Origin of the sequence: uncultured Clostridium sp. (assembly GCF_947072515.1) — a bacterium.
GTDB lineage: Bacteria > Bacillota > Clostridia > Clostridiales > Clostridiaceae > Clostridium.
Window position 1 is genome coordinate 51,564 of the sequence record NZ_CAMTIG010000020.1, and the last position, 10,797, is coordinate 62,360.

The window sequence follows — 10,797 nt, forward strand, 5'->3', positions numbered from 1 at the left end:
GGATATTTTGAGAAAATATAAAATAATTATGACAGGTGGAGGAACGGCAGGACATGTAACACCAAACTTAGCATTAGTTCCATCACTTAAAGAATTAGATTTTGAAATAAAATATATTGGAAGTAAAGATGGAATGGAAAAAGATATCATAAAAAGAGAGGGAATACCTTATTATGGAATATCTTCTGGGAAACTAAGAAGATATTTTGATGTCAAAAACTTTACCGATCCATTTAAAGTAGGAAAAGGTGTTATACAAGCCTTAAGAATATTAGGAAAAGAAAAGCCAGATGTAATATTCTCAAAAGGGGGATTTGTAACAGTACCTGTAGTAATTGCAGCATCTATGAAAAAGATTCCTGTAATATCACATGAATCAGATATTACACCAGGACTTGCAAATAAATTAGCAGCACCTTTCTGTGATAAATTATGTGTTACTTTTAGAGAAAGTTTAAAATATGTAAAAGGCGGAAAAGGAATACTTACAGGAAGCCCTATTAGAAGAGAAATGCTTAAAGGTTCAAAGATATTAGGAAAAGAATTCTGTGGGTTTAATGATGATAAAGATGTAATTCTAGCAATGGGAGGAAGTCTTGGAGCTAAAGTTATAAATGATGGAATAAGAGAAAACTTAAATGAACTATTAAAAGAAAACAATGTAATTCATATTTGTGGAAAAGGAAACTTAGACCCTAAATTAGAAGATGTTGAAGGATATAGACAGTTTGAATTTGTAAGAGAAGAATTACCAAACTTAATGCAAGCAGCAGATTTTATAGTATCAAGAGCAGGGGCAAACTCTATTTTTGAGTTCTTAGCATTAAAAAAACCAACACTTTTAATACCTTTATCTAGAAATCAAAGTAGAGGAGACCAAATTTTAAATGCGAAATCATTTAAGAAGGAAGGATTCTCATTAATGGTTGAAGAAGAGGTATTAGCTAAAACTGGACTAATGGAGCAAGTTGTTATGTTAAAAAATAGTAAACAAAAACTTATAGAAGCTATGAATAACAGTAATATGAATGATGGTGTGAAAGAAATAATAAGTGTTATAACTAAAACTATAGAAAACAATAAGAAATAAACCAGATATTCAGACAAAAGAGGGAAAAAATAACAAGTTTTTTTCCTTTTTAAACTTGCAAAAAAAAAAAAGTAATATATAATTAAAGAGGATGGGAAATACTATAGAAGAAATTAAAAATAATATTAATTATATTTAAAAGATTTTATAAGTTTAGCCATCACAAAATATTAAATAAAATTAAATTTTAGTTGGAATAACTTTTTAAAATTCAATTTTATTTATTATAAAAACCTAAATGAGATATCGCTTTATTTAGGGATAAATTTTCTAAATTTATAATTTTTTATAATGAAAGAGGGGTCACGCGATGAGAAAAATGAAAACAATGGACGGAAATACAGCAGCAGCACATATATCATATGCTTTTACAGAGGTTGCAGCTATATTCCCAATAACACCATCATCACCAATGGCAGAACATGTAGATGAATGGGTAGCTAAAGGAATGAAAAATATATTCGGGCAACCAGTAAAAGTTGTAGAAATGCAATCAGAAGCTGGAGCAGCTGGAGCAGTTCACGGATCATTACAAGCAGGAGCATTAACAACTACTTATACTGCTTCTCAAGGTTTATTATTAATGATACCAAACATGTACAAAATTTCAGGAGAATTACTTCCAGGAGTATTCCATGTTGCAGCTAGAGCATTAGCTACATCATCATTAAGTATCTTTGGAGATCACCAAGATGTTATGGCAGCAAGACAAACTGGTTTTGCAATGCTTGCAGAAGGATCAGTTCAAGAAGTTATGGATTTATCAGCAGTAGCTCATTTATCAGCTATTAAAGGTAAAATTCCATTTGTAAACTTCTTTGATGGATTCAGAACTTCACATGAAATACAAAAAATCGAAGTTCTTGATTTTGAAGAATTAAAAGGATTAGTTGATTGGGATGCTTTAAATGCTTTCAGAGCTAACGCATTAAACCCAAGTCACCCAGTAACAAGAGGAACAGCTCAAAACCCTGATATCTACTTCCAAACTAGAGAAGCAGTTAACAAATATTATGACGCAATTCCTGATATTGTTGAAGGATACATGGCTGAAATCACTAAATTAACTGGAAGAGAATACCACTGTTTCGATTATTATGGAGCACCAGATGCTGACAGAATAATCATTGCAATGGGATCTGCTACAGATGTATGTGAAGAAACAATTGATTACTTAAATGCTAACGGACAAAAAGTAGGGGTTATTAAAGTAAGACTTTACAGACCTTTCGACATTAAGAAGTTAGTAGCAGCTATGCCAAAAACAGTTAAGAAAATCGCTGTTTTAGACAAAACTAAAGAACCAGGATCAATTGGAGAACCATTATACTTAGACGTTAGAAGTGCTTTCTACGGTGAAGAAAATGCTCCTGTAATCGTTGGAGGAAGATTCGGACTAGGATCAAAAGACCCTAACCCTTCAGAAGTTGCAGCAGTATACGAAAACTTAGCACAAGCAGAACCTAAAAATGGATTCACAATCGGTATTGTTGATGACGTAACTAATACTTCATTAGCAGCTCATGAAGATATCGATGCAACTCCAGAAGGAACTACAGCTTGTAAGTTCTGGGGACTTGGATCAGACGGAACAGTTAGTGCTAACAAAAGTGCTATCAAAATCATCGGAGATCATACTGATATGTATGCTCAAGGATATTTCGCATATGACTCTAAAAAATCAGGTGGTATAACAGTATCACATTTAAGATTTGGTAAAAAAGCTATAAAATCACCTTATTTAATAGATAAAGCTGATTTCGTTGCTTGTCATAACCAAGCTTATGTTACTAAATACAACGTGTTAGATGGATTAAAGAAAAACGGAACTTTCTTATTAAATACTATCTGGACACCAGAAGAATTAGATACTCACTTACCAGCTTTCTATAAAAAATATATAGCTGACAACAACATTAAGTTCTACACTTTAAATGCTGTTGCTATAGCTCAAGAAATAGGTTTAGGTGGAAGAATCAACATGATAATGCAATCAGCTTTCTTCAAGTTAGCTAACATTATTCCTGTTGAAGATGCAGTTAAATACTTAAAAGAAGCTGTTGTTACTTCATACGGTAAAAAAGGTCAAAAAGTAGTTGACATGAACAATGCTGCTATCGATAAAGGTATTGGATTAATCCAAGAAATCGAAATCCCAGCTTCATGGAAAAACGCTAAACCAGAAGCAATTAAAGGTGCTGAAAATGCAACTGAATTTGTTAAAAATATCGTTGAACCAATGAACAGACAAGAAGGATTTGACTTAAAAGTTTCAGACTTAATGGAATTAGTTGATGGTACTTTTGAAGCAGGAACTGCTGCTTATGAAAAAAGAGGAGTTGCTGTTAGCTTACCAGAATGGGATGCTGACAAATGTATTCAATGTAACCAATGTGCTGCTGTATGTCCACATGCTGCTATTAGACCATTCTTATTCAATGCATCAGAAAAAGCTAATGCACCAGAAGGAATGACTATAATCCCAGCTAAAGGAATTAAAGCTGACGAAGAATTAGGATACAGAATCCAAGTTGCAGCTCTTGACTGTACAGGATGTAGCAGCTGTGCTGTTGCTTGTCCAGCTCCAGGAAAAGCTCTTGTTATGAAACCAGCTCACACTCAAGAAGCTGAAATAGCTAACTGGGATTACACTATAGAAAAAGTTTCACCAAAAGCTAACCCAATGAAGAAAACAACATTAAAAGGAAGCCAATTCGAGCAACCATTACTTGAGTTCTCAGGTGCTTGTGCTGGATGTGGAGAAACTCCATATGCTAAACTTGTAACTCAATTATTTGGTGACAGAATGATGATCGCTAACGCAACTGGATGTTCATCAATCTGGGGTGGATCTGCTCCTGCTACACCATACACAACTAATCATAAAGGATTCGGACCTGCTTGGGCTAACTCATTATTTGAAGATAATGCTGAATTCGGATTAGGAATGTTCTTAGGTGCTAAAGCTATAAGAGACAGATTATTCGAAAAAGCTAACGCTGCAATTGAAACTTTAACTGGAGAAGCAAAAGAAGCTTTAGAAGCTTGGGTTGCTGAAGTTGAAGTTGGTGAAGGAACTAGAGAAAGAGCAGAAAGAGTAATAGCTGCTTTAGAAGGTTCTAAAGAAGAAATCGCTAAAGAAATTTTAGCTGAAAAAGACTTCTTAGTAAAACCATCACAATGGATCTTCGGAGGAGACGGATGGGCTTACGACATCGGATTCGGTGGAGTTGACCACGTACTTGCTTCAGGAGACGACATAAACATTCTTGTATTCGATACAGAAATGTACTCAAATACTGGAGGACAATCTTCAAAAGCTACTCCTACTGCTGCAATAGCTAAATTCGCTGCTGCTGGTAAGAGAACTAAGAAGAAAGATCTTGGAATGATTGCTATGTCTTATGGATATATTTATGTAGCTCAAGTTTCAATGGGAGCTGATAAGAACCAAGTTCTTAAAGCAATAGCTGAAGCTGAAGCATATCCAGGACCATCATTAGTTATAGCTTATGCTCCATGTATCAGCCAAGGAATTAAAATTGGTATGGGTAACAACTTAGTTGAAGCTAAAAAAGCTGTTGACTGTGGATACTGGCAATTATACAGATTCAATCCAACATTAAAAGAAGAAGGTAAAAATCCATTTAGTTTAGATTCTAAAGAACCAACTGGAGACTTCAAAGAATTCTTAATGGGAGAAGTTAGATACGCTTCACTTGCTAAGGCATTCCCAGAAGCTGCAGAAGCATTATTTGAAAAGACTCAAAAAGATGCTATGGACAGATTAGACACTTATAAAAAATTAGCTGGAAAATAATCTTTTAAGATAAAGAGACTTAGACTTATTGTCTAAGTCTTTTTTTTTACGTATAAGAAAGTATATAATTTTAATATAATGGATACACTAAAAAAGTGTTATAACATAAGAAGTAATTTTGAAAATCTTAAAGATATAAACCAAATTGATGTATAAAATGAAAATACTAGAAGATAACCATAAATTTTATCAAAAAAATTAGGAAAAATAGAGAAAACTTAAAGAAATTGCTTTTATTTTAAGCTATTTAAGGGTAGAATTATAACATGAAGAAATTTTAGGAGGAATATAAACATGGATAAAGAATTAAATAAATGTGGATGTAATAGCGAAGAAAAAGAAGGATGTGGATGCGGAGGAAACTGCGGATGTGGTTCTGAAGGTCATGAACATAAACACGACAACTGTGGATGTGGAGAAGAACATGAACATGAACATTTTGTTGTAGATTTAGTAGACGATGAAGGAAATGAAATATCATGTCCTATAATGGATGCTTTTGAGTATGAAGGAACAGATTACGTTTTAGCTCAACACCCAGAAGATGGATCAGTTTTCTTATTTAAATTAGTAGTAAATGGTGAAGAAGAAGAATTAGTAGTTCCAGAAGAAGAAGAATTCGATAGAGTTGCTAAATACTACGAAGAAGCTATGTCAGCAGAATAATTAGATTTAAAAGAGTGGGGTTTTCCACTCTTTTTTTTGACTTATAAAAAAAACAAATAATTTACAATGGATATTAATAATGGTATATTCTATATATAGAAAAGGAAGGTGTTAGGTTATGAAATATGCAGATTTACATATTCATTCTTCCTATTCAGATGGCAAGCTTACACCCGAAGAGATAATAAAAATATCTATAGATAAAGGAATTCGATATATTGCTATCACTGACCATGATTCTATTGATTCTCAGTATATAATAGATAAAGAACATAAAAATATAGAAATAATATCAGGGATTGAAGTTAGTGCTGAAATAAATAATACAGAAATTCATATGCTAGGATATTTTATTAATCCAAATGATGAGATATTAATAAAAACAATTGATAGATTAAAAGAAGAGCGAAGAGAAAGAGCTAGAAAGATATGTGAAAAATTAAAGGCAGTTGGAGTTATAATAGATGTAGAAAAGCTAATTGCAGAAAATCCTACAATAGGAAGAGCACATATAGCAAATGAAATAGTGAATTGTGGTTATGAAGAAAATTTTAAAGTAGCTTTTAATAAGTATCTAATAGCGGGGAAGCAAGCTTATGAAAAGGGAAAGAAATTAACTTATAAAGAAGCAATAAAATTAATAAGAAATAGTGGGGGCATTCCTATAATTGCACATCCCGGCAAGATATATAGAAGTATGGGAATTGAAAATGTTATAAAAGAATTAAGGTGCTATGGACTTATGGGGGTAGAAGTATATCATCCAAGTCATAGTAAAGAACAAATAAATATTTTATATAATTTATGTAAGAAATATAAGCTTGTTATTACAGGAGGAAGTGATTTTCATGAAATCACTGAAGAAGGTGCCATAATAGGTACACAAGGAATAAATGAACTCTTATTAAATAAGCTTTTAAATATAAAGTAAAATAGGGAGGGTATGGATAATGCAATTTTCAAAAAAAGCCATGCAAATAGAACCATCAATAACATTAAATATTACGGCTAAGGCCAAGGAATTAAAATCAAAGGGGATAGATATTGTAAGTTTTGGAGCAGGAGAGCCAGACTTTAATACACCTAAAAATATAATTGATAAAGCAATTAATGCTATGAATGAAGGAAAAACTAAGTATACGCAGACAGCGGGAATACTAGAAATAAGAGAAGCTATTTCAAAAAAGCTAAAAGATGAAAATAACTTAGATTATAAATCATCTCAAATTATAGTTAGTACTGGAGCAAAGCAATCTTTAGCAAATGCATTTTTAGCAATTTTAAATCCAGGGGATGAAGTGATTGTATCAATACCTTATTGGGTAAGCTACCCTGAACTTATAAAATTAGCTGATGGAGTACCAGTATTTATAAACACTGGAAAAGATCATGATTATAAATTTACTATTGAAAGCTTAAATAAAAGTTTAACAGCTAGGACTAAGGCAATAATTTTAAATAGCCCTAATAATCCTACAGGTACCATATATACAAAAGATGAGTTATTAGTTATAGCAAAATTTGCAGAAGAAAATAATTTAGTAATAATATCTGATGAAATATATGAAAAACTTATATATGAAAATGAAAAACATATAAGTATAGGGAGTTTAACTAAATATGCATATGAAAACACTATTTTAATTAATGGGCTTTCAAAATCTAGTGCAATGACTGGATGGAGAGTTGGATATGCAGCAGGCTGTGAGGAAGTTATTAAGCTAATGACAAGCATACAAAGTCATATGACATCTAATACAAATTCAATTGCACAATATGCATCTGTGGAAGCTTTATCAGGCTCAAAAGATGAATTAGAAAAGATGACCTTAGAGTTTAGTAAAAGAAGAGGTTATATGATAGAAAGATTAAAATCTATAAAAAATATATCATTTATAGAACCAAAAGGTGCATTCTATGTAATGGTTGATGTAAGTAGTTTTTATAATAAGTATTATAAAGAGAGAAAGATAGTAGATTCTTTAAGTTTCTCTCAGGTTCTATTAGAAGAAAAAAATACAGCTGTAATACCAGGAATAGGTTTTGGAGCAGATGAGTATATAAGACTTTCTTATGCTATATCTATTGAAAACATTGAAAAAGGTTTAAATAGAATAGAAGAATTTTTAAATGAAATAAAATAAAAAAATAAGGAAATATGGCTATTATGGATAAGAAATTCATAAGGTCATATTTTTTTTATGCTTAAAATTAAAATCTATTATATAATAAATAATAGATAAACTAGAAGGAGTCGAATTAAATGAAAAAATTAGCTATATTTGATATTGATTTTACTATAACAAGAAAAGAGACATTAATGCAGTTTTTTAAATATGCAATAGACAAGGATAAAAAAAATCTAAAGTTTTTACCAAGAGCAATATTCTCAGGAATGATGTATGGATTAAAAGTTTATGATGAGAGAAAAGTAAAGGAAAGCTTTTTAAAATTCATTGATGGAATTGAAGAAAAAGATTTAGAGGAAGTTACAAAAGGCTTTTATAAAGATAAATTAGAAAAAATACTTTATAAAGATGCAATAGATATGATACGTAAGCTAAAAGGTGAAGGATTTGATGTATATTTAATATCAGCATCACCAGAGTTTTATATAAATCAGTTTTATAATATTAAAGAAGTAGATCATATTATAGGAACAAGATTTAAATTTCAAGAAGGAAAATTTTTAAGAGAGATGGAAGGGGCAAATTGTAAAGGAGAAGAAAAGGTTAAGAGACTGAAATCTTATTTAAAAGAAAATAAAATTGATGTAGACTTTAAAGAATCATATATGTTTTCAGACTCTTTAAGCGATAAACCTTTATTAGATTTAGTGGGTAAACCATATTTAATAAATTTCAAAAAGAAAAACAATATAGAAATCTTAAGATGGAAGTAATAAAAAAGACATAAATGGAAGATAAATGTAAAAAAATGTGATATAATAAAAGGGAATAATTATAAAACAAGTATAATAAATAGAAAAAAATCAATTAAATGTAAAATAAGCGATATTAGGTTAATTCCATAGGGACATTATATCCATATGGAAAATACCTATATTTAAAGGTGAGTCTCAAAAATCATAGTAATTTAAAGAAAGAGTAGTTTTTATTGAATTTAGAGAATGCCTTAAGGATAGAAAAATGATTTGAAAAAGATGAGGAAAGTAAAAGAAAAGTAGGATAAAGGGTAGGGAGGGAGATGATAGTGGACATATCTCAATATATGACTATGTTCCTAGAGGAATCTATTGAGAATCTTCAAAGTTTAAATGATTTATTATTGAAATTAGAAAAAAAGCGGAATGATATAAATATATTAGAGGAAATATTTAGAATAGCTCATACTATTAAAGGGATGGCAGGAGCCATGGGATTTATTGATATTGTAGAGTTAACACATAAAATGGAAGATGTATTATCGAAGTTTAAAAATGGAACTATAAAGATAACGCAAGAAATCATAACCGTATTATTCATATGTTTAGATACACTAGAGAAAATGACAAAAAACATAAGTGATAATATAGAAGAAAAAATTGAAATAGATGAAATAATAAAGAGATTAGAAGAAATTAATGAATATGCAGATATAGAGAAAGAAAAAAAATATAATAGTGGATTAAGCTTAAATGAATACGATTTATCTATGGTAGGACAAGTTAATATAGAAGGATTTAGAAGAGGTAGGGAGAACAACATCAGACCTTCAGGATTTAGTAATGAAAATAAGAATGTTACCACTAGATACAGTATTTAATAGATTTCCTAGAATGATAAGAGATATATCGTTAGAACTTAATAAAGATATAAATTTTATAATTGAAGGGGCAGAAACAGAATTAGATAGAACAGTAATAGATGAAATTGGAGAACCTTTAATACATTTATTAAGAAATGCAGCAGATCATGGTATAGAAGAGAGAAATAAAAGAGTGGAGGCAGGAAAAAATCCTATAGGAACAATAAAATTGCAAGCATATCAAGAAGGAACAAAGGCTATCATAAAAGTTATAGATGATGGTGCAGGAATAAATATAGAAGGTATAAAGAAAAAAGCAGAGAGCATAGGAATATCTACAAAAGAGATGAGTGAGCAAGAAATAAAAAAACTTATATTTGTTCAAGGGATTAGTACCAATAAAACTATAACAGATATTTCTGGAAGAGGTGTTGGGATGGATGCTGTACAGGCAAAGATTACTGCATTAGGGGGCTCTGTAGAACTTGTAAGTGATGAAGCAACTGTAGGAGCATCATTTATAATTAAATTGCCACTAACCCTTCAAATAATCCAAGCATTATTACTTAGAGTTGGAGATGAAACTTTTGCAATATCATTGAACTATATAGATAGAGTTATAGTATATAACAAAGAAATTATAAGAAAAACAAATGGAAGAGAAGTTATTTTTTATAGAGATAAAATAATACCATTAGTTAGATTAAATGAAAAGTTAAATATAAGGTGTAAAGAGAGCAAAAAAAAATTCGTTATAATAGTGAATATAAGAGATAAAAGCTTTGGTTTACTTGTAGATTCACTAATAGGACAACAAGAGATAGTAATAAAACCCTTAGGAAAAGCATTAAAAGATTTAAATGAATATGTAGGAGCAACTATTTTAGGAAATGGATTAGTAACATTAATACTAGATGTTGGAGCTTTGTGTTAGAGCAGGAGGAAATTATGGAAGAAAAGATATTTAGTTTACTTCAATTAGATGCATTAAAAGAAGTATCTAATATAGGAGCTGGTAATGCAGCAACATCACTAGCTACGCTTTTAAGACATAAAGTAGAGATGACTGTACCAGTAGTAAATGAAATAGATATTTCAAAAATTTGTGAAAAAACAAAAAAGAGAGAAGTATTTGGAATAGTTGTTGGAGTACTTGGAGAGATTCAAGGCAATATTCTTATAGTTTTTGAAAAGGAAATAGCTATACAAATAATAGAGAATTTATTAGGGTGTAAAGAAAAGAGTATAACTGAACTTGGAAATTCTGCTTTAAGTGAAATGGCAAATGTTTTATCAGCAGGATATATAAACTCTATGTCAGAATTTACTCAATTAAAAATAACAACGTCAGTACCAGCTATATCATATGATATGTTAAGTGCCATATTAGAAACTGTTTTTTTAGAATCATATCAGTATGATAAGCAGATTTTAGATATTGAAACTATATTCAAGAGAGAAAAAAATACAATTT

General features: G+C 30.5%; 7 protein-coding genes and 1 pseudogene. All 8 read left to right on the forward strand.

Annotation, left to right across the window (positions count from 1 at the left end; all coding sequences use genetic code 11):
* Positions 1-7 precede the first annotated feature (7 nt).
* Positions 8-1,090: an undecaprenyldiphospho-muramoylpentapeptide beta-N-acetylglucosaminyltransferase gene (locus Q0W06_RS09315; protein WP_297634269.1), complete on the forward strand. Its 1,083-nt coding sequence runs from the start codon at positions 8-10 to the stop codon at positions 1,088-1,090.
* 310 nt (positions 1,091-1,400) lie between these two features.
* Positions 1,401-4,910 (forward strand): pyruvate:ferredoxin (flavodoxin) oxidoreductase, encoded by a 3,510-nt coding sequence (gene nifJ, locus Q0W06_RS09320; protein WP_297634272.1) that lies wholly within the window; start codon positions 1,401-1,403, stop codon positions 4,908-4,910.
* 294 nt (positions 4,911-5,204) lie between these two features.
* On the forward strand, positions 5,205-5,576 hold the full coding sequence (locus tag Q0W06_RS09325) for a DUF1292 domain-containing protein (RefSeq protein WP_297634275.1): 372 nt from the start codon (positions 5,205-5,207) through the stop codon (positions 5,574-5,576).
* A gap of 118 nt (positions 5,577-5,694) precedes the next feature.
* Complete coding sequence (locus tag Q0W06_RS09330; RefSeq protein WP_297634278.1) at positions 5,695-6,507, forward strand: PHP domain-containing protein; 813 nt, start codon at positions 5,695-5,697, stop codon at positions 6,505-6,507.
* A gap of 19 nt (positions 6,508-6,526) precedes the next feature.
* Positions 6,527-7,720 carry a pyridoxal phosphate-dependent aminotransferase gene (locus Q0W06_RS09335; RefSeq protein ID WP_297634281.1) on the forward strand — a complete coding sequence of 398 codons (1,194 nt, stop codon included), beginning with the start codon at positions 6,527-6,529 and terminating at the stop codon, positions 7,718-7,720.
* 119 nt (positions 7,721-7,839) lie between these two features.
* A complete protein-coding gene (locus Q0W06_RS09340) occupies positions 7,840-8,478 on the forward strand; it encodes an HAD-IB family hydrolase (RefSeq protein ID WP_297634285.1) in 639 nt (212 codons plus the stop codon).
* 311 nt (positions 8,479-8,789) lie between these two features.
* Positions 8,790-10,257: pseudogene (locus Q0W06_RS09345) on the forward strand (chemotaxis protein CheA).
* A 14-nt stretch (positions 10,258-10,271) separates the two neighbouring features.
* Positions 10,272-10,797: chemotaxis protein CheC (locus Q0W06_RS09350; RefSeq protein ID WP_297634287.1), on the forward strand; the 526-nt coding region annotated here is incomplete at its 3' end.

Bases quoted from the DNA above. Each gene is read 5' to 3' on its own strand.
- Q0W06_RS09335 (WP_297634281.1), top strand. From the start codon at position 6,527: ATGCAATTTTCAAAAAAAGCCATGCAAATAGAACCATCAATAACATTA.
- nifJ (WP_297634272.1), top strand. From the start codon at position 1,401: ATGAGAAAAATGAAAACAATGGACGGAAATACAGCAGCAGCACATATA.
- Q0W06_RS09330 (WP_297634278.1), top strand. From the start codon at position 5,695: ATGAAATATGCAGATTTACATATTCATTCTTCCTATTCAGATGGCAAG.
- Q0W06_RS09340 (WP_297634285.1), top strand. From the start codon at position 7,840: ATGAAAAAATTAGCTATATTTGATATTGATTTTACTATAACAAGAAAA.
- Q0W06_RS09325 (WP_297634275.1), top strand. From the start codon at position 5,205: ATGGATAAAGAATTAAATAAATGTGGATGTAATAGCGAAGAAAAAGAA.